General features: G+C 64.7%; 16 protein-coding genes. 3 read left to right on the top strand and 13 right to left on the bottom strand.

All coding sequences use genetic code 11. The annotated features are described in order from the left end of the window. The 10 genes from VM221_12065 to VM221_12020 form a co-directional block, all read right to left on the bottom strand. Positions 1-2,505 carry an ATP-dependent Clp protease ATP-binding subunit gene (locus VM221_12065; protein HUT75554.1) on the bottom strand — a complete coding sequence of 835 codons (2,505 nt, stop codon included), beginning with the start codon at positions 2,503-2,505 and terminating at the stop codon, positions 1-3. A gap of 61 nt (positions 2,506-2,566) precedes the next feature. Beyond that, a complete protein-coding gene (gene ilvE, locus VM221_12060) occupies positions 2,567-3,454 on the bottom strand; it encodes a branched-chain-amino-acid transaminase (protein HUT75553.1) in 888 nt (295 codons plus the stop codon). Between the two features lie 429 nt (positions 3,455-3,883). Then, positions 3,884-4,747, bottom strand: coding sequence for a carbohydrate ABC transporter permease (locus tag VM221_12055; protein HUT75552.1), 864 nt, complete (start codon positions 4,745-4,747; stop codon positions 3,884-3,886). Continuing rightward, the gene (locus VM221_12050; GenBank protein HUT75551.1) at positions 4,744-5,652 is read right to left on the bottom strand and encodes a sugar ABC transporter permease; all 909 of its coding nucleotides are present in this window, start codon (positions 5,650-5,652) and stop codon (positions 4,744-4,746) included. The genes VM221_12055 and VM221_12050 overlap by 4 nt, the downstream gene beginning before the upstream one ends. Next, a complete protein-coding gene (locus VM221_12045; GenBank protein HUT75550.1) occupies positions 5,639-6,607 on the bottom strand; it encodes an ABC transporter transmembrane domain-containing protein in 969 nt (322 codons plus the stop codon). Before VM221_12045 ends, VM221_12050 begins: the two co-directional genes overlap by 14 nt. Then, positions 6,604-7,791, bottom strand: a complete 1,188-nt coding sequence (locus VM221_12040; protein ID HUT75549.1) for an ABC transporter substrate-binding protein — start codon at positions 7,789-7,791, stop codon at positions 6,604-6,606. Before VM221_12040 ends, VM221_12045 begins: the two co-directional genes overlap by 4 nt. A 131-nt stretch (positions 7,792-7,922) precedes the next feature. Continuing rightward, positions 7,923-8,711, bottom strand: coding sequence for an IS21-like element helper ATPase IstB (gene istB, locus VM221_12035; protein ID HUT75548.1), 789 nt, complete (start codon positions 8,709-8,711; stop codon positions 7,923-7,925). A 41-nt stretch (positions 8,712-8,752) separates the two neighbouring features. Then, complete coding sequence (locus VM221_12030; GenBank protein HUT75547.1) at positions 8,753-9,046, bottom strand: hypothetical protein; 294 nt, start codon at positions 9,044-9,046, stop codon at positions 8,753-8,755. Positions 9,047-9,223: 177 nt separating this feature from the next. Then, on the bottom strand, positions 9,224-9,589 hold the full coding sequence (locus tag VM221_12025; GenBank protein ID HUT75546.1) for a hypothetical protein: 366 nt from the start codon (positions 9,587-9,589) through the stop codon (positions 9,224-9,226). 1,175 nt (positions 9,590-10,764) lie between these two features. Next, the gene (locus tag VM221_12020; protein ID HUT75545.1) at positions 10,765-13,080 is read right to left on the bottom strand and encodes a hypothetical protein; all 2,316 of its coding nucleotides are present in this window, start codon (positions 13,078-13,080) and stop codon (positions 10,765-10,767) included. 667 nt (positions 13,081-13,747) lie between these two features. Between VM221_12020 and VM221_12015 the strand changes: the two genes are divergently transcribed. From VM221_12015 to VM221_12005, 3 genes are all read left to right on the top strand, one after another. Continuing rightward, positions 13,748-14,863 carry a M14 family zinc carboxypeptidase gene (locus tag VM221_12015; protein HUT75544.1) on the top strand — a complete coding sequence of 372 codons (1,116 nt, stop codon included), beginning with the start codon at positions 13,748-13,750 and terminating at the stop codon, positions 14,861-14,863. A 3-nt stretch (positions 14,864-14,866) separates the two neighbouring features. Beyond that, positions 14,867-15,169 carry a DegT/DnrJ/EryC1/StrS family aminotransferase gene (locus VM221_12010; protein ID HUT75543.1) on the top strand — a complete coding sequence of 101 codons (303 nt, stop codon included), beginning with the start codon at positions 14,867-14,869 and terminating at the stop codon, positions 15,167-15,169. A gap of 145 nt (positions 15,170-15,314) precedes the next feature. Then, positions 15,315-15,956, top strand: coding sequence for a hypothetical protein (locus VM221_12005; GenBank protein HUT75542.1), 642 nt, complete (start codon positions 15,315-15,317; stop codon positions 15,954-15,956). 380 nt (positions 15,957-16,336) lie between these two features. Here the strand turns inward: VM221_12005 and VM221_12000 are convergent, their stop codons facing one another. From VM221_12000 to VM221_11990, 3 genes are all read right to left on the bottom strand, one after another. Then, the gene (locus VM221_12000; protein ID HUT75541.1) at positions 16,337-17,275 is read right to left on the bottom strand and encodes a uroporphyrinogen decarboxylase family protein; all 939 of its coding nucleotides are present in this window, start codon (positions 17,273-17,275) and stop codon (positions 16,337-16,339) included. Between the two features lie 232 nt (positions 17,276-17,507). Continuing rightward, entirely contained in the window at positions 17,508-18,179 is a 672-nt protein-coding gene (locus VM221_11995; protein ID HUT75540.1) for a SagB/ThcOx family dehydrogenase, read from the bottom strand. 663 nt (positions 18,180-18,842) lie between these two features. Further along, on the bottom strand, positions 18,843-19,415 hold the full coding sequence (locus tag VM221_11990; GenBank protein ID HUT75539.1) for a SagB/ThcOx family dehydrogenase: 573 nt from the start codon (positions 19,413-19,415) through the stop codon (positions 18,843-18,845). Between the last annotated feature and the right edge of the window lie 253 nt (positions 19,416-19,668).

The following is a 19,668-nucleotide window of genomic DNA, read 5'->3' as shown; positions in this document are numbered from 1 at the left end:
TCAAGGAGCTACTGGCGCAAGCTGGTCCTGCTTGCAGAATGCGACCTTGCCTTCCCTACGGTGCGCGGTGATGATGTCGCCTTCCGTGAATTCCCCCCGCAGGATGGCGTCCGCCAGCGGGTCCTCGACCCGGCGCTGGATCGCCCGCCGCAGCGGTCGCGCCCCCAGTGCGCGGTCGAATCCCTCGCGCGCCAGCAACTCCCGGACCTCGTCATCCACCACGAGCTCCATGCCCTGGCTGCGCATTTCCTGTGCGACCCGCTCCAACATCAGATCCACGATCTGCTTGATCTGCTCCGTGCTCAACGCGTGGAAGACGATCACCTCGTCCACGCGATTGAGGAACTCGGGGCGCAGGGTCTGCTTGACCTTGTCGAGCACGCTGTCCTTCATCCGCTCATGGGAGGCCTGATCGTCGCCCTCAGTGATGGCGCTGTAGCCGATCGTGGTCTGGCCCAGGTCCATCGAGCTGGTGCCGATGTTGGAGGTCATGATCACCACCGCGTTGCGGAAATCCGCCACCTTGCCGTGCGAATCGGTCAAGCGCCCGTCCTCGAGCACCTGCAGCAGGAGGTTGAAGAGCTCGGGGTGCGCCTTCTCGATCTCGTCCAGCAAGACCACCGAGTAGGGCCGGCGCCGCACCTGGTCGGTGAGCTGTCCCCCCTCCTCGTAGCCGACGTAGCCCGGCGGCGACCCCACCAGCCGCGACACGCTGAAGCGCTCCATGTATTCCGACATGTCGATGCGGATCATCGCGTTCTCGCTGCCGAACAGGAACTCGGCGAGCGCGCGGGCCAGCTCCGTCTTGCCCACCCCGGTGGGGCCCAGGAAGATGAAGGAGCCGGTGGGACGACGCGCGTCGCCAAGGCCGGCGCGCCCACGGCGCACCGCCCGCGAGACCGCGGTCACCGCTTCCTCCTGGCCGACGATGCGCCGGTGCAGCACCTGCTCCATCTGCAGCAGGCGGGCGGTCTCCTCCTCCTGCAGCCGCGTCACCGGGACCCCGGTCCAGCTCGCCACCACCTGCGCGATCTCGTCCGCGTCAACCACCCGCGGCAACGCCGAGCGCGTCTCCTGCCAGCTCTCCCCGGTGATGCGCACCTGTTCCTTGAGCTTGCGCTGGCGATCGCGCAGCTGGAACCCGCGCTCGTAGTCGCGCTCGAAAGGACTCACGTTCACCACTCGCTGCAGCTCCCGCTCGACCCCGTCGAGCTCCTGGCGCAACTGCTTCAGTTCCGGCGGCACCAGCGACGATTGCAGCCGTACCCGCGACGATGCCTCGTCCACCAGGTCAATCGCCTTGTCCGGCAGGAAACGGTCGGTGATGTAGCGATGCGACAGCCGCGCCGCGGTCAGCAGCGCCTCATCCGTGATGCGCACCTTGTGGTGCTCCTCGTAGCGCTCGCGCAGCCCCTTGAGGATGTCAATCGTCTCCCCCAGCGTCGGTTCGGGGACGGTGATGGGCTGGAACCGCCGCTCCAGGGCGGGGTCGCGCTCGATGTATTTCTTGTACTCGTTGAGCGTCGTCGCCCCGATGCACTGGAGCTCGCCGCGGGCGAGCGCCGGCTTGAGGATGTTGGAGGCGTCGATCGCCCCCTCCGCCGCGCCGGCGCCGATGAGGGTGTGCAACTCGTCCACGAAGAGGATGATGTCGCCCGCGCTCTTGCGGATCTCATCGGTGACCCGCTTCATGCGCTCCTCGAACTCGCCGCGGTACTTGGTGCCGGCGACCACCCCCGCCAGGTCGAGCGCGACCACCCGTTTGTCGTAGAGAATCTCGGGCGCGTCGCGCTGGACGATGCGCTGCGCCAGGCCCTCGACGATGGCGGTCTTGCCGACGCCGGGCTCGCCGATGAGGCACGGGTTGTTCTTGGTGCGCCGGCTCAGGATCTGGATCACCCGCTGGATCTCGGTCTGGCGGCCGATTACCGGGTCGAGCTTGTCCTCCAGCGCCAGGCGGGTAAGGTCGCGGCCGAAGGCGTCGAGCACCGGCGTGCTGGAGCGGCCGCGCTGCTGCGGCTGCCCGAGCGCCGGGGTTCCTCCGAGGTGATTGACCACTTCCTTGCGCACGCGGTCGAGGTCAACGTCCATTGAGCGCAGGACGCGCGCCGCCTGGCCCTCGCCCTCGCGAATGAGCCCGAGCAAGATGTGTTCGGTGTCGATGTAGTTGGGCAGGCCGAGGCGAGGGTTGAGCTCGCTTGCCTCCTCCAGGGCAAGCTCGAGCACGCGCTTCGCCTTGGGGCTCCAGTTGATCGGCGCCTCGGTGCTGATGCGATTGTCAATCAGCCCCAGTTGGCGATGGATCTCGCTGCGCACCCGCCCCAGGCTGATCCCCAGCCGCTCCAGGACGCGAGCGGCGATACCGTCGCCCTCCCGCAGCAGGCCCAGCAGCACGTGCTCGGTGCCGACAGTGCTGCCGCCGAGCTTGCGCGCCTCATCCTGCGCATACTGCACCACGCGGGTCGCGGGAGCGGTGAATCGCTGCCAGAGCTCACCGTCGGACATCCACCCTTTCCTCCGTAACCACCTGCCGCCACGAGCACCCCCTCCCGGGCGGCCATCACCTTCACAGTCGCGGTGCGATCGGCACTCCCTCGCTGCGCGTCAGTGCCGTGAATCGCTCCATCAGCTTCCTGGTAACCGCGCCCGGCACTCCCTCGCCGATCTTGCGGCCGTCCACCGTCACCACCGGGATGATCTCTGCCGCGGTCCCGGTCAGGAAGCACTCGTCCGCTGTATAGACGACGTAGCGCGTAAAACGTTCCTCCGATACCGGTATACCCAAGTTCGCGGCCAGTTCGATAACCGCCGCGCGCGTAATGCCATTGAGAATGCCAACCGACAGCGGCGGCGTGACCAGGCGCCCGTCGGCGTAGAGGAAGATGTTGTCGCCGGTGGCCTCCGCCACGTAACCCTCGTGGTTGAGCATGATGCCTTCGAGCAACCCGGCCTGGCAGACCTCGATCTTGGCCAGCACGTTGTTGAGGTAGTTGAGGGACTTGATGGCTGGGTTAATGGCTTCCGGCAGGTTGCGCCGGGTGACCACGGTCAGCACCTCGAGCCCGCGCTCGTAAAACTCCCGCGGGTAGAGCTCGATGCTGTCGGCGATGATGATGACGGTGGCGCCGTCGCGGCACTTGCGCGGATCGAGGCCGAGGTCGCCGCGGCCGCGGGTGACGACCAGCCGCAGGTACCCGTCGCTCAGGTCATTGCGACGCAGGGACTCCAGCACCGCTTCCCGCATCTCATCCGCCGAGAGAGGAATCTCCAGCAGGAGCGCCTTGGCGCTGTCGTATAGGCGCTCCAGGTGCTGTTCGAGGCGGAAAACCCGCCCGTTGTAAGCCCTGATGCCCTCGAATACACCATCCCCGTACAGCAGTCCGTGATCAAAGACCGAGATCCGCGCCTCAGCAGCGGGAGCAAACTGGCCGTTGATATAGACCAGTCGATCCAAGCTAGCACTCCTCTGGTGGAGATTATCGTTACTATACCATAAATGCCTCCCACTGACAAGCAATGTCGTGCGGCGTCTGCACTATTGAGTTTCGCATAGGATGTTGACTGCCAGGTGACCGAGGCCCCCAGCCACGCCGCCAGCGGCCGGACCGGCGCGTACCAATGCCCCTGCACCAACACCGGCGGCTGCTGCAAGATCAGCAACCCACTGAACGCGGGAGCCGCCGAGAGCGTGACCGCAACCGCGGTCAGCAGCAGGCCGACCCACAGTCGGCGGGACGGTAGCATGGTCCTCTCCTTCGGGAGCGCTGCTTTCATAGACACGAAGACGCGGGGGGCCGTTTACGAAGGAAGCTGGTCGGATCGGGAACACGCCCGTCCTCGTCGCCCAGGCGGCGCGGCAGGCGAGACGCCTGCGCTCCCAGGGCTACCCCTTCATCCCGCTCATCGCGATCCCCCGCGTGAAGTACTTCTGGCCGAAGAGAAAGAGGAGGAGGACGGGGAGGGTGACGACGACGGTGCCGGCCATGAGGAGGTCCCAGCGCGTGGTGTACTGGGTCTGGAAGATCTGGAGGCCGAGCTGGAGGGTTTTCATGGAGTCCTTGCTGGTGATGAGGAGGGGCCAGAGGAACTCGTTCCAGGCGGCGGTGAAGGTGAAGATGCCCAGCGTCGCGAGGGCGGGTTTGGAGAGGGGGAGGATGATGCGCCAGTAGATGCCGAACTCGGAGCAGCCGTCTATGCGGGCGGCGTCCTCGAGCTCGCGGGGGAGGGTCATGAAGAACTGGCGCAGGAGGAAGATGCCGAACGCGCCCACCGCGCCCGGGAGCACGAGGCCGGTGTAGCTGTTCAGCAGGCCGTGCCCGCCGGCGCCCAGGAGGTGGTTGCCGCCCGCGAGAGGCCAATGCTTGAGCATGACGAACACCGGCACCATGGTCACCTGTCCGGGGATCATCATGGTGGCGAGCACGAGCACGAAAAGCAGGTTCTTTCCCCGAAAATTGAGGCGCGCGAAGGCGTAGGCGGCGAGGGAGCAGAGGAGGAGGTTCGAGGTCGTGACGAGCGTGGAGTAGAGCACGGTGTTGGCGAAGTATCGGGCGAAGGGGGCGGCGGCCATCGCGGCGGAGTAGTTGCTCCATTGCCAAACCTTGGGCAGCCAGGTGGGGGAGGCGAAGATCTGCGACTCCGGTTTGAGCGACGTCGAGAGCATCCACAAGAAGGGCAGGATCATGCTCACCGCGCCCAGGGCGAGGAAGAGATGGAGGAGGGCTTGGATGCTGAGTCTCGGCCTCATGAGTACTCCACCTGACCCCCTCGGGTGAGCCGCAGCGTGAGGAGGGAGAGCACGAAGATCAGCCCGAAGAGCACGAAGGCCATGGCCGAGGCATAGCCCATCTTCATGTAGCTGAACGCGTTCTGGAAGATCTGGTAGACGATGGTGGTGGTGGCGTTGTTGGGTCCGCCGTTGGTCATGACGTACACCTGCGAGAAGACCTGGGAGGCGCCGATCACGGAGACCACGAGGATGAAGGCGGTGGTGGGCTTGAGCAGGGGCCAGGTGATGCGACGAAAGCGCTGCCAGGCGCCCGCGCCGTCCATGGTCGCGGCCTCGTAGAGATGCTCCGGGATCCCCTGCAGGCCGGCGAGGTAGATGACGGTGTTGTACCCCAGCCCCTTCCACACGGACATGGCGACGATCGCGGGCATCGCCTCCCCCGGGCTCCCGAGCCAGGCCTGCGGCGCGAGCCGGCCGAAGGAGAGCTTGCCCAAGAGATAGTTCAGCAGCCCATAGCTCGGATCGTAAATCCACATCCACACCATGGCCACGGCCACCATGCTGGTTACCACCGGCAGGTAGTAGGTGGTTCGATACAGGCCCATGCCTCTGATGCCGGCGTTGAGCAGCAGGGCCAGTCCGAGCGCGAGGGCCATGCCGAGGGGGATAGTGCCGAGGGCGTACTGCGCGGTGTTGCGCAGGGAGAGGAAGAAGACGCCGCCGCTGCGCAGGTCCTCCCACAGGCGCGCGTAGTTCTTCACCCCCAGCCAACTCGGCGCGTGGATCACGTCGTAGCGGCAGAACGAGAGGTAGAGCGCGGCGAACACGGGGATGACGGTGAAGACGAGGAAGAGGGCCAGCCCGGGGGTGAGGAAGAGGTAGGCGGCGCGCTGTTCGCGACGGGCGGCGCTAGGCGGTGCCATGTTCTACCTCGAGCGCAACTTCGAACTGCAGCGCGTAGAGGCGGGCGTAGGTGCCGCCCATGGCGAGCAGTTCGGCGTGCGAGCCGGTCTGCGTCACGCGCCCTTCATTCAATACCGCAATGCGATCCGCGCGCAGCACGCTGGAGAGGCGGTGGGCGGAGGTGCGTCCCTCCATCAGCCGGTCCATGGCCTCCTGCACCAGGCGCTCGGACTCGGAGTCCTGTGCGGGGGTCGCTTCATCCAGCACCAGGAGGCGCGGGTCGCGCAGGCTCGCGCGGGCGATGGCGAGGCGCTGCTTCTGTCCCACGGAGAGACGGGTGCCGCCCTCGCCTACTTCTGTGCTATACCCCTCCGGCAGCGACCTGATGAAGTCGTGCGCGTTGGCGGACTGGGCGGCGGCAACGATCTCCTTTTCCTTCGCGCCCTTGCGGCCGAAGGCGATCGGGATCGGAAGTCCGATGAGGGTCAGCCGGGGATGGTATGCGGTGAGGATGGCGACCGTGGTCGCGACCTGAAGGAGGTTCGAGATCATCTCTACGAGGAGTGAGGAGTAGAGCGCCCGCAGGGCCTCGACATCCGCCTGCAGCACCGACATGATGCCGCCGGTCTTGCGCCGGTCGAAGTAGGTCATGGGGAGGCGATGCAGGTGGTGGAACAAGTCGCGGCGCAGATCGGCGGCGGCCCCCTCGCCCGCACGGGTGAAGAGGTAGGCGCGCAGCAGTTTGAAGGCCTCGCCCAGGAGGATGCAGGCGAGCGTGACCAGGACGATCGTTACCACGATCCGCTCCCGATGGGCCGGTGGCTGCTTCGGGATGAGCACGTCATCGAGGAGGTGCTTGCTGGCGTAGGGCCAGATGAAGCTGGAGGCGGTGACGACAAACGCGCACACCAGGGCCCCGACTTGCCAGGGCCAATAGGGAGTGAGATAACGTAGGGCGCGCAGGAAGGTCTTCATCCCCTCGTCCTCTCGGCCAACAGCTCGTCCAGCTCTTTCGAGTAGTCGCGCAGGGCCTGCTCCGGGGTCTTCGTCCTATAGACCGCGGCAGAGACGGCGGACTGGAGGCCGGTGCGGATCTCGAACCACTCCGGGATCGCGGGCAGGGAGCGGCCGTACCGATCCATGAGGGAAACGAACTCCTGAAGCTGCGGATTCTGCTGCATGAACTGCGCCGCCTTCACCGCGGAGCGCCGCGGGGGGATGAAGAAGAGGGTGGAGTTGTAGGCGGCGAGGTTGTCCGGCTCCATCAGGAAGGTCATCAGCTCCCAGGCGAGGTCCTTGTGCGGGCTCTGGGGCGACATCGCCAGCCAGTCCGTGTACACGGAGACGACGCGCTGCTTGCGCCGCGGTGGGGCCGCGATCCCCACCTTCGGGAGCAGCGCGGGCGCGTACTGCTTCACGTTCTTGATGCCGGTCTGGTTCATGAACTGCATCGCGGCTCTCTGCGAGGCGAAGACCGGGACGGAGCCGCCGGCGGTGGGCATGGGCGCGGTGGGGCAGACCTGGTACTTGTTGTAGAGGTCCACGTAGAACTGCAAGGCCTCGATCGCTTCGGGCGAGTCGAGCCGCGAGCGCGTCCCTTCCTCGTTGAAGATCTGCCCGCCATTCTCCCACAGGAACTCGACGAACACCTGCCAGGAGACGGGCAGGTTCATGCCCGCGAACTCGATGCTCTTCCCCTTGCGGCGGGTCATCTTCTCCGCGGCCGCGGCCAGCTCTTCCCAGGTGTCGGGCGGGTGGGAGAAGCCGGCCTGGCGCAGCAAGTCCTTGCGATAGAGCAGGACCCGCGGGGCGGAGAGATAGGGCAGCCCGTAGGTCCTGCCGTGGTATACGCACGTGCTCCAGGAGGCGGGGAAGAAATCGTCCTTCTGGCCCCACCTGGCGACGCGACCGTCCAGCGGCTCGGCCATGCCGCGATAGGCCAGCCCGCCGACGTACTCGGCGCCGACCTGGAAGACATCGGGCTGGACGCCGCCGGCAAAGCTGATGGTTAGCTTCTGATCTATGTTCGCCCAGGCGATGTACTGGGTATTCACCTTCACCCCCGGATGGGCGGCCTCGAAGCGCGGCACGAGCTGCTTGTCAATCAAATCCCGCGTGTCCGGGAGGGCATCGGTGATCCACAGTTCGAGCTCCGTCACCGGCTTGCCTCCATGGCAGCCGAAGGGCAGGAGTGCGAGCAGGAGCAGGAGAGAGAGCCGCTTCACCGCGCGTGAACCTGTCGCCGGTCAGTTGAAAACCAACCACTCACGGTCGATTCAAGACCAGCCAGTTAGTTATCCTTCTTGGGCTTGCTGTTTTCCTGCTTGGTTGACGGTTTTGTGGCCTCAGTTTGGGCCTTGTCCTTGAGCCGGAAGCTGCGCCCGGCCATGGTGATGACCTGGGCGTGCTGCAGGAAGCGGTCGAGGATGGCCCCGGCGGCGGGGACGTCGCCAAGCAGCTTACCCCATTCCTCGATGGGCCGGTTGGAGGTCATGATGGTGGATCGCACCTCGTGGCGGCGCATGATGATCTCGAACAGATGCTCCCCCGAGTGGGGCGGGATGCGTCTTAGTCCCATGTCGTCGATGATCAGCAGTTCGGGCTTGAGGTAGCGCTCCAGCAGCTTGTCCTGGCCGGCGAGCGCCTGGTCCGCAGCCAGATCGCGCACGAGATCAAAGATCGAGCGATACAGGACGGTGTAACCGAGCTTGATGGTCTGGTAGCCGATAGCTTGGGCGAGATGGCTCTTGCCGGTGCCCGGCGGGCCGATGAACAGGATTCCCCGTCCCTGCTCGACGAAGCGGCAGGTGGCCAACTCCATTACCTCGCGGCGGGGGATAGCGGGGTTGAAGTCCCAGTGGAAGTCCTCCAGCGTCTTGTGCTCCCGGAAGTGGGTGGCCTGCAGCCGCCGTTGGAGCAGGCGCTGATCGCGCAGCGCCAGCTCGTCCTGGAGCAGCAATTCGAGGAACTCCTCATGGCCCAGTTGGTTGGTCCTGGCTTCCTGTAGGCGAACCTGGAGCGTGCTCGCCAGCCCGGACAGTCGAAGGCGTTTCAAGCTCGTTTGCAGTTGTGGGTTCATACGCAGCTCCTTTCCGCCAGAGGCGGACAAGTCTTTGCCCGTCATGGATATGGTATTTCCGGTGCGGGCGCCGGCGGTCGGAATGAGACGCCAGGAAACTGGGCGATGGCGTCGTAGGCATCGAGCGGGCGGATCAGGGGATGCTCCGACAGCAACGCCAGCTCCGGCTGCTGGCGGTGTTGCTGGCAGAGCCGGCGCAGTTGGCGCAACCGCCACACCTGGTGCTTGGCGGCGGTTTGGCAGGCCCTTTCCAGGACTGGGGTCGGAATCTGGCGGGCCAGGGTCAAGAAACCCTGCAGCACCCGGATGCCGGCAACGCCGCGGGCCTCGATCATCTGCCTGCTCTAGCGGGCACTCCAGGGGCCGATCAGGCCCGCGCAGCTAAGCAGGTACTCGGCGCCGCGTTCGACCCGGCTGATCTTCTCGGCAGCCAGATGCGCCTGCTGGGTGCTGAAGGCGCCGCGCTGTGCCCGGCAGTGGATGGCGATCTGCTCGACTTGTCCCCCGTAGCTTCAGCGAAGGGGGAAGCGGTCGTTATAGATGCGCACCACCCGGCTATCCCAGCGCACCCAGACTTCCCGGGCCAGGTATTCCGGAGGCACCGAGTAGTAGGAGCGTTCCACCTCGATGTGACCGTCGCGGTGCACCTTGCGGCGCGCTTCCTGGAAGCAGGGGAATCGTTGCTCGGGAAGCGCCAGCAGGGCCTGGCGCTCGTGCTCATCAAACAGCGCCCGCACCTGCCGGCGGGTGGTGCCGTGGATACGGTGGTCGGCCACCTGCGTCTCCCACTGGCGCAGGTGCTGGTTGTGGGCGTCCAGGCTGGAAAAGAGATGGCCCTTGAGCGCGTTGCCGGCCAGATAGCCGATGCTGTTCTCCACCTTGCCCTTGTGGCGGGGAGTACGCGGCTTGGTGGGCAGGATCACCGTGGCGTAGTGGCGGGCAAACTCCTCGACCTTCGGATTCAGCTCCGGATCGTACCAGTGCTCAGTTAACGTATTCCTGCAACAAGATCAGGTATGGCCATCTGAGGCCAGGCGGGACGCCTGGCCTACCGGTATCACCGCTCTCGCGGTAGGACAGCCGTCCTCGGCTGTCCTGGGGGCTGCGGCGTCCTTGATTCACAACTATGTTAACTGAGCACCAGTCGGCTCGGGATACCGCTGCCCGCAGGTTGTCGATCACCAGCGTCCGGGGGCACCCCGCCGAAATGGTGGAAGGCATTCTCCAGGCAGCGGATGAAGCTTTCCGTGTCCTGGCGCCACACCGCCTCGCTGTAGGCCCGGCGGGAGTAGCTCAGCACCACCCGCAGCGCGTGTGGCCGGCGTTTGCGACCGCCGGCTCCGACTTACACTACTGGCGCCGGACATCGTCGAAGCCATCCTCGACGGCACGGCGCCAGACGGCCTATCGCTCGACAAGCTCTATCGGTTGCCGACAGAGTGGGAGGAGCAGAGACAGATGTTGGGGGCCTGAAGCCAGGCAGAGTTCGAAAGATCTCAATTCCTTACGCGAGTGCGTGCTTCAGGTTGCCTTCCCACTTCGAGGCACTTGGGAATCGCTAGTACCCCAGCTTGGGGCCTATGACGTTTGTCATCGCGGCCAGATTGCCGATAAGGAAGGCGCGCAGGTTGCGAAGAAATATCTCGGTTGCACGCTCTCCATGCCTGGGGGTGAGGCCGGACACATGTGGGCTAATGATCGCGTTCGGCATATCCCATAGCCGGCTGCTTCCAGGCAGCGGATCTGGCGTCGGGGCATCCAAGCCCGCGCCAGCGATCCATCCCGCTTGAAGTGCCCGGACCAGCGTTTCCTCCCGGACGAGGTCTCCACGCGCGATAAGGCCAGCGAAGACTCCAGGTCACGCCACGAAGCACACGTGGGCGATGCCCTTGATCATCGCGACTTCCTCCTCAGTGGCTTTCGGTTCGCTCCCTCGACAATCCTTTCAGACTTCACGCCCCCCGCCCCGAAAGCCGGACCGTCTGTCGCTGGGGCAGCTCTGTCAATCGCCAATTGTCTCGAAGGAGCAGCGGTGCACGCTGAAGACGTATATCTACTCGACCATGATCTCGGTGCAACCTGGCGCGATCTGTGCGTGGTAAGTGAGCGCGTCGCGCCCGCGCTCCATCACCTTCACCAACTGGTCGCCGTGGCGTATGCGCGCCACACCCTGCGCTCCGGGCAACCGGATCTCGACTTGCTCCAACGGTTGGTTTAGGTCGTTGCGTATCTCGAATCGCGCAGGCGCGAGGCGCGACAGCGTCACCGGCAGCGTTCCCAGCAACCGCCGCGAGCCTGCCTTGACATCGCGCAGCAACATGATCGTCGAGTCGCCGCGGAAAACCGCCAAGTCGCTGCTGAGGGCGTTGAATACGCGCGACAAGACAACGATTTCCACGTTGCGGTTGAGCCCGGCCGTCTCCTCGGCCTCGACTCTTACGCTTTTGCCCTCTTCCAAACGCAGCGCGATTGAGCATGGGTGGTTGAACGCGTCGTCCAGGTCAAAGATGTTCTCCCAGCAGCGCAGGCCCCCTCCCTCGAACCACAGCAGTTGGTAGCGCGTCTGCTGCGGCTTGTGCAGCTCGACCACCTGCGCGTAGTAGTCGGTGGCGTTCAGGTAAATCGCCGCGCATTCGTCCTTGCGAATGACGTACCCCGCCGGCGGATAGCGGCGCCAGTCATTGTAGCCGTTCCACTGCGCGATCAGCGCGCCGCGTGTGAGGTGGGGGTACATCCAGAAGTTCCCCTCGCGCGAGACGAACAGCCCGTGCTCCGGCTCGCCGGGCACGATGGTTTCTCTGTGGTCCGACGTCTGCGCCGCTACCCCCTGAGGATCATCGCTCCAGAAGCGCATGCCGTTGTACGACTTATGACGCGGTGTCGCGTAGGCGGCGAAACGCACCCGTGCTGACTCGGGGGGCTGCCCGCGTTGCACAGATGCGACGTCGTAGAGAATGACATCCGGCAGATCATGAAAGAAGATGTGCGTGACGGCGGCGCCGTGAGCAGGGGCATTCTTCAAGGTCGCCTTGAATCCGACGATGGGCGAGTTGTTTTGTACTATCTGCGCTTCCCACGGCAGCTCCCACAGCATGAGCGCGCTGTCGGACGGCGCAAGCGTGCGCAACGACGGGCCGCCCAACTTCGGGTAGGCATCGAATACCCGTCGCTCCCGGATAGTGCTATCCTCGGTCAAACGAGCAAACGAACCCGGCCCCCCTGGAGAGTAAAACAGCACGCTGTCATAAGAGTCCACGCGTACGCGGCCATCGGGCATGACCGCAAGATGGGCGCGGTCTGGCGGCGGGGGTTCGAGCCGCGCCGGCCGAGGCCGGTACGGGGTGCCCGTCTGCACAGTCAGCGGCACATGGTCCAACGCGTTCTCAGCGAGATCCATCAGCCGCTCTACCAGGCCCGCGTCGCCTGGCCCATAGCGCCCGTTAGAGCCGATAGCAGTGCGGATGCGACCGAGGCAGTCCAGCCAGTAGTTCGGCATGTAAACCGAGCCGCGCAAACGGGCATCCTTGCCCAGTTCAGCGACTCGGTGGCGCAGAGCGGGCAGCCGGGACAGGTGATGCCATACGCCCGCCGGCGGGTCGTCGGCGATGGCGATAAGGTTCGTTGCCACGTGCAGCCGCTCAATCCCGTCCGTCATCTCCAAGATCTGACCGGTCGAGCCGTGGACGGCGATTCCCTCGAAGGCAACGGGCCTGCCGTCCTTGATGCGACGACAGTTGTGGAGCACCACGCGCGTACGCCCCCGGTCCGAGGCGTTGACGCCGGAGACGATATGGGCGTGGTCGCCGCCCGAGGTTTGGAACACGCAATTCTCGAAAGTGAGATCCACATTGACGCCCGACGACGATGGATCATCGAATGCACCGTCGCGCGAGCGGATGGTGATGTTCTGAATCGTGTTGGTCACGCTTGCTGGGTAATACCCTCCGCGGCAACTGATCGCCGTCGAGGTGAAGACATCAGGCGCGGGGTGTGCGTCCAACAGGCCGCCCTCCCAGCGCACGTCGGATGAGTTGTAGTAGAGCAGCGGATAGCCGCTGTCAGCATTGCGGCCGGAAACGATACGAACGTTGCGCCAGACACCCGACGCCGACGGTCCAACCACGACCCAGTAAGCGCCAGAAATCTCGCAGTCATCGAAATCCATCTGACCGAGCAGGTACAGCTCCCGCCGGGCCCATTCGTCCTGTGGATTCTCCATGACGAGCGATTCGCCCGCGCACATGGTGAGCTGCCCCTTGAGCCACAGCGCGACAGCGCAGACGGCGCGGCCATCGGCAAAGGAAAAGGCGGTGGGGTTGGCCAGGTCACCGGCAATGCTGGCCAGCGTATTGCCCGAACCGTCCACCATAATCAGACCGCCCTGCAGTCGAGCGGCGCCTTGTCCCGCCTGACTGAATATCAACAGCGCAAGGCAAGCGAGCGCGACGGTTAGAAGGAGGTGCCACCGACAGACGCGCGCTGGAGCCGCACCGCACGGATCCGGTTTGCGTGCCGACTGACCGGGCAGAGCTCCGTGGCACAACAAGCGGTTCATCCTGCTGGTCATCCTGTGGCCATTCTAGCCGCCGCGCACGGTAGTCAAACCTTCAAGCACACCGCACGCCGTAGGCCCTGAACTTACCGGGCCGGCCGTGCGCCGGCGCTCTCATTTCCGCCAGCAAAGCAGAGGGGAACCCCCCAGCGATGTCGCGAGTCTCCTCCCGGGCGGTCCGCGCGAGCTTGCGGCAGCGGTCGCGCCTCGCGACAGACCCCGTCCACCGGGTTTTTCCGCGCGCCGGGATCGTTTCCCTGCTCGGAGACCGTGTGGTATCGGGCCTAACGGCTGAAGCCACAACTGTGCGCGCGGGGCGCATTGCCATGCGCGGCCTACCACTTTTGCCGGGACCTTCCCCGCTTGCAGTGGGGTCGGTCCGCGTGTATTCTATAGGCGGACCGGTGTCTGCGACTTGGGGAAATGGTAGCCAAAGAACGCGGCTGAGCAATCAAGTATCAGACCCGGCAAGGGAAGGGTGGCGATGAGCTTGCAGGTGCACGTTCCTGAGGATCACGGTGCGGTTGACGTTCTGGCAACAGGCGCCGATTGGGTGAGCGTGGCGCCGCACGACTATCCGGAGGACACGTATCCTAATGTCTGGTACTGGTTTTGCGTGCGCAATGCCAGCAGTGCTGCGGTTTCGCCGGCGCGCATCACGCTGTCCGGCCTGACCGCCGGGCCGGAGCCCGAACGCGTATATGTGCCATTCTGGAGCATGTCGTTGTGGTCGAGGGACGGAGAGCGCTGGGAGCGCGTGCCTCCGTCAAACCAGGCTCTCGCTGACGACCGAGTGGAGTTCACTGCCGATCTCGCACCTGGCGAGAGCGTGTGGATTGCGGAGACCTTCCCCATGCCGTGGGAGCACTGCCGGTCGTTCATGGACCACCTTGCCGAGATTGCGGAGCCCGGGTTCGAACTTGAGCGGCTGCACCTGGGCGACAGCGAAGAGGGCCGCCCGGTGCTGGCAGCGCGCATCGCGAACGGCAAATCGCGCCCCGCGCTGGTTCTCATCGGCGGGCAGCATGCGGTGGAGGAAAGCGGCAAGTTGTTCTGCGAGACCGCAATCGAATGGCTTGTGCGGCAGCGGCGGACGCCGCAGGTGCGGGACCTGCTTTCCCGCCATGAGATCTTCCTGGCGCCTGAGGTCAACCCCGACGGGTGCTACTGCGGGCGAATGAATACCAATGCGCGGGGCGTCGTCATGGACGCCCTCGACGACGACAGCGTGGAAATGCGCAACCAATTGCGGCTGGCGGACCAGGTGACGCCGCGCATACTCGTCAACTGCCACGGCTGGGGAAACACGATCGGCACGCCGCCGTACGAGGGATGGTACCGCTGGCGCGATGAAGATCCATTCTTCGATCACGTGTGTGCGCGGGTGCCGGGAGCGGCCACGAGCACCGAGCACCTTCTCGACGGGCGCTTCAGGCTCGAATCATACGTGCGCGAGAAGTTCGCGGCACACGCAGGCATCTTGGAGATCAACTGGAACTTCTATGTCAAGCACGAGGGCTCGGTAGTTCAACCAACCATCGAGCACCTGCGGGCCCGCAGCATCGAGTACTTCCGTGCGATAGCGACCATGGAGGACTGAAAGATGAGCAAGCGTGACCGCCTGGCGCTCGAGGGTGGGCCGCCTGCGATTACGGTTCCTTATGTGGACCACTATCCCCAGATCACGGAGGAGGAAATCGCCGCCGTCATGGATACGCTGCGCAAGGGGCAGATCTCCATCGGGGACGGCACCGGCATCATCGGTGAATTGGAACGCAACTTCGCCGCCATGGTGGGGACGCGCTATGCCTTGGCCCAGTGCAACGGCACCTCTTGCTTGCACTCGGCCGTGTTCGCCGCAGGCGTCGGCTTCGGCGACGAGGTGATCGTGCCCTCCTACACCTAGCACGCCAGCATCTCGCCCATCCTCCACTGGCGGTGGCCTGCCCCCATGAATGATACCCCGGGCTATGTTGGTGCCGGGGCGTATGTGACGAACGATTCTCCGGTCCGCAGCCGGGGCTGAATGGCCTCCGGCGCTGGAGGCCGGCGTGCTGGAGGCGGTGCGCAAGCACCTGTTCACCGAGGAGAACCTCAGTGAGGTGATGCGCTACGCGCGCCAAGGGCTGAAGGCGCGGGCTGCGCAGGCGAGGGCAAAGGCAGGGCGCCGAAAGACCGGAGGGCGTCGGCTCAAGGACTTGGAGCGCGAGATCGGCAACGTGTTGGCTGCGGTTCGCGCTGGCGGCGATAATGGCGGGGCGACGCTGCTGCGCCAGGAACTGGATCGGCTTACCGCCGAGCGGGAACGATTGGCGGCAGGGGTTGGCGACCCTGGTGATGGCCGGGCTGTCGAGGAGGCACTTGAGCGTGCCCTGGCCCAAGTCCCACAGGCGGTCGAAGAATACTTCGGGAAACAGGATCTGGCCGAGCTGACCGACCCACGCTACCTGGCCCGAGCGCGGGAGGTCTTAGCCGACCTGCTGAGCGAGATCGTGGTGGTGCCGGCCCAAATGGAAGAAGGTCGCCCTTGCTACGCCGTAACGCTGAAGGGCGACCTTCCTGCCGCCTTCCGCCTGCTCGGTGGCAAGCGAAAGGTCGTTAGTGAGCATGGTAGCGGGGGCGCGCTTCGTAGCGGAAAAGAAGACAAGACCTCTCCCCTGGACGCGCGAAATCCCCTTCAAGCTCGATCTTGAGCGTGATTTGCGGCCTGGCGAACGCCCCAGGCCCCGTCACTCTCGCGTCGTGTCGGGCGCCAAGAAGGCCAAGGTCGCTGGTTCGAATCGCGGTCGGCTCGCCCGGGCAGCCATCTAACCGTCACCCGATACCAACCAGCGACCAAGCAAACGCCACTGGGTGGTGAAGTGACACCCCCATCCCCATCAGCGCCTGGTCCTCAATGCCCAAGCCCATCTTCACACCTCGCTCGATGTCTCATATTGGATCTGCTGAACGTGTCAGTGACGGCCGGGATGCCGCAGATCGGGGGTGAATCAAGGCATGGGGCTAGTGTCCGGACGACCCGTTAGCACAAGCCCGGCGAGGCGAGGAGGCCAGAGATCAGCGACACCAGTCCTCACCGACACGCCTTTTCACAGTACTCCCTGAGTAGGCGAGCATAGAGTAGATAGTCATCGAGAGAGACCTCGGGGGGCGTCTGATGATCTACGGATGGGATGAAGCCGCCCTGTCGCATCACCGGCAGCAACCGCTCAAACTCCTTTCGGATTCGCTCCTCACCCAGATGCATTACCGTCTTGTCGAAGGCCCCGATCATCCTGAGCCGTGGATGCTGCCGGCGCAACGTCGCGACATCGACGCCGGCCATCCGCTCAAGCGGCAGTAGCGCTGCCACTCCCACGTCTTCGAACCAGCATGCCGGCACCGTTACGTCGCCATCGGTGTCCACGAATAGGATAATCCCACGGCCCATGAGGCTAGGGATGATGCGATGGTAATAGGGCGCCATGAACTCATCGAAGTGCGGTTTCGAGAGCATAGGCCCATGGTTGTACGACATGTCCTCCGCGACTGTCATGAAGTCAGGGATGCAGATTTCGCAGAACTGATCGAGCACACGCAAGTTAAAGGCGAGGAGATCCTGGTTGATCTCTGCGAGCAGACTGGGCTGGTCATAGAAGGCGCACAGGTGGGGTTCGATGCCGAGCAGCCCCCGGGGGAACCAGAAGAAACCACTCAAAGTGATCCAGACAACCATCTCTCCGCTTTTCTGGCGTTCGGCCCACGATCGCACCAGGGCCGCGTCGAAAGCCGGGTCCGGATACAAGTGCCTTTTGATCTCTAGGTACTCCTTCCGATCTGCTACCAGGGGCATCCCGGGGCCAGGTGGACTGGGGCAGGATCGAGAGCGTGGGCTAATCCACAATTGCCTGTGGACGTCCAGCCCGAGGTACTCCCGAATCGCGCTGGCATCCCGAAGCTCCCTCGATAGTCCCTCGTCATACCAGCGGCTTACGGTCTTATCCCACCAGCCAGCCCATTCGAGCAGGGGCAAGCGATCCACCCTCTCGAAATTCAGAACGCGACGAAATCTTTCTCGGTTTGTCATGGTACGGTTTCAGCCTTCATCCTCGCTGCCCCATCTATTCCCCTTGCCGCCGGCCGTCACGCCAAGACGGACCGGCGACAAGGACTCGCGGGCCGTTTCCGCGGCGCGCCAACCCGATCTACGATGCCGCCATGTCAGTGCGCTTGCCGTCGCACTTTCCTCTGCGCGATCCTTCTACTTAGCGCGTGGCCGCATGTCCCACTGGCATCGAGTAAACCACCAACGCCGTCTCCGGCAAGCCCAATACCTTCGCCACCGCCTGCTGGTTGATCCCACCTTGCGTCACCGTCGCCAGCCCCAGTGCGGTTGCCTCCAACGCCAGGTTCTCGGCCGCGTGGCCGACCTCCAGGTAGATGAAGCGATCCACCATTGCGGCCATCCGCGATCCCATCTTGTTCCGATCCCCGGTGAACACGAACGTCACCGGCGCCGCCTCCCCTCCGCGGGGGGGCTGCGTCACCTCCGCGCGCCGATCCTGATCTGAGATGCGGATCAGCCTGTGCCCCTTCGGCTCATACGCGAACACGCCGTCAGTCTTGAACACGTACATCGTCAGCGGGTACATCGCCATCGCCGACGGGGCCGCGCGGTGCCCGGTGGCCGGATCGGTGATGCCCTGCGCCGCCCACAGAAGTTGCCCGATCTGCTGATCGGTCAGCGCCTGGGTGTGGAACCCCCGTACCGAGCGCCGCTTCGCAATCGCCTCTTCCAGCGACATCGTCCCCTTCGTCACCGGTGTGGGGAGCGTCACCTCCTGCGGTGTCGCGACCGGCGCATCTGCGCCGATGCCCGTCACCGCTGCCGTCCCGATCACCAGACACGCCACCAGCAGCGCGACCAGCCATCTCATCTCTCGCCTCCCTACCGCAAGATTAAGGAGCCAGTTCGCTGGCCTATCGGCAACCCCTCTCGTGGGGCGAAGACAAGCATCGGCTCGCTTTGCCCCGACCATCGAGCTGTGCCTGTACACTGCGCTTAGCCCCGCTGCCCTTGCACCCGGCTTCGCCCGCGGTCGCGGGGGCTGGCGGCCTCCTGGAGATGGATCGCGGGTTCGAATCCCCGGCCCGCTTTTGGCTCTCTTGCAGAGCCTCGATCCGCCTCCGGTTGAGGTCGAGTTCCGAGGGCGTCGCGGAACTGCTGTAGCGGTGGGGGCGGCGTGAGCTTTGTTGCGGGCTCGAGGTTGACTCCGGTAGTGAACCCCGGCCGCCCCAGGATGGGTTATCTCTTCTGTTCCGGGATGGTGGGCCGTGCTGGACGGAAGTGATAATCTTCCCGCCCGTACGCATCGCTGCCAAGGCGGTAGTCGCTGGTTCGAAGCGGGGGCCCGATGTGAAGCCTTTAACAAACTTCTCGCCACGGCCACAGCCTTGAGACTGGTCTATGTGGCAGGGGCGCGCGGAAGAAGAGCGTGCTGCATTTTGCGAACGTGATCGTGCGTGCGCGCAGGCCGTCAGCACCCTCCGCGAAACGTCACAAACGTCACAATCGTTATCGCGCCTCGTGGCAATCCTTCTCAAGCCGAGGCTTGGGGTTCCTCGGCATAGCCCACGGCCATGATGTAGACAGGGCGCTGGCCCGAGGGCAAGCCGAGCACTCGGGCCACGGCATCGTCGTCGAGGGCGCCGATGGGAACCGATCCCAGGCCCAGCGCGACCGCCTGCAGCTGGATGTTCTGGCCGACGTGGCCAGCTTCCAGGTGGACGTAGCGCTCGGCACGAGCACCGTACTTGACCTTGGTTCGTTCGTAGACAGCAGTGATCACGATGTCCAAGGGGGCTGTCCGCAGAGACAACTGCCCAAGCGCTGCCCGCGCGAGGCTAGCCCGCAGATCTGCCTTCGACATTTGAACCAGCTTGTGGCCATGGGGAAGGTAGTGGAACACCCCATCTTGTTTCACCAGAAAGACCTCGAGCGGGTAGAGCGCGCCAGCGGAAGGCGCAGTGCGGAACCCGCTTGCTGGATCGGTGATGCCCTGGGCCGCCCAAGCCAGCTGACTAACCTGTTCAAGGGTCAGATCTCTGAGGGCGAACTCGCGCACCGAGCGGCGTCGGGCCAGAGATTGCTCGACGGAGACCGGCCCCGTCATCCGGGGCGCGGGAAGGCCTATTTCGGTGCCCGCAGTCACTGGGTGGGAGGGTGGGTTCTGCCCGCATCCTGGTCCTCCCGCGATGCTCAAACTTGCGCCGATCACAATCGGGCTGTCAATAGCCGCCCCATGTGTACCACCGGCCGCCGCCTGATGTGTACCACCTTTCGGTGATTCCGGGTCGTCGCGTGCAGTGATCGACGATCACTGTTTCTTCGGTGTCTGAGTGGCTGGTGTTACCTCCTTTCTGCGA

It is taken from the genome of Armatimonadota bacterium, assembly GCA_035527535.1.
GTDB lineage: Bacteria > Armatimonadota > Hebobacteria.
This window is presented reverse-complemented; position numbering and strand designations above follow the sequence as displayed.

Bases quoted from the DNA above. Each gene is read 5' to 3' on its own strand.
- VM221_12065 (HUT75554.1), bottom strand. From the start codon at position 2,505: ATGTCCGACGGTGAGCTCTGGCAGCGATTCACCGCTCCCGCGACCCGC.
- VM221_12020 (HUT75545.1), bottom strand. From the start codon at position 13,080: ATGGTGGACGGTTCGGGCAATACGCTGGCCAGCATTGCCGGTGACCTG.
- VM221_11990 (HUT75539.1), bottom strand. From the start codon at position 19,415: ATGACGGGGCCGGTCTCCGTCGAGCAATCTCTGGCCCGACGCCGCTCG.
- istB (HUT75548.1), bottom strand. From the start codon at position 8,711: ATGAACCCACAACTGCAAACGAGCTTGAAACGCCTTCGACTGTCCGGG.
- VM221_12050 (HUT75551.1), bottom strand. From the start codon at position 5,652: ATGGCACCGCCTAGCGCCGCCCGTCGCGAACAGCGCGCCGCCTACCTC.
- VM221_11995 (HUT75540.1), bottom strand. From the start codon at position 18,179: ATGAGATGGCTGGTCGCGCTGCTGGTGGCGTGTCTGGTGATCGGGACG.
- VM221_12055 (HUT75552.1), bottom strand. From the start codon at position 4,747: ATGAGGCCGAGACTCAGCATCCAAGCCCTCCTCCATCTCTTCCTCGCC.
- VM221_12010 (HUT75543.1), top strand. From the start codon at position 14,867: ATGAGCAAGCGTGACCGCCTGGCGCTCGAGGGTGGGCCGCCTGCGATT.
- VM221_12030 (HUT75547.1), bottom strand. From the start codon at position 9,046: ATGATCGAGGCCCGCGGCGTTGCCGGCATCCGGGTGCTGCAGGGTTTC.
- VM221_12045 (HUT75550.1), bottom strand. From the start codon at position 6,607: ATGAAGACCTTCCTGCGCGCCCTACGTTATCTCACTCCCTATTGGCCC.
- VM221_12015 (HUT75544.1), top strand. From the start codon at position 13,748: ATGAGCTTGCAGGTGCACGTTCCTGAGGATCACGGTGCGGTTGACGTT.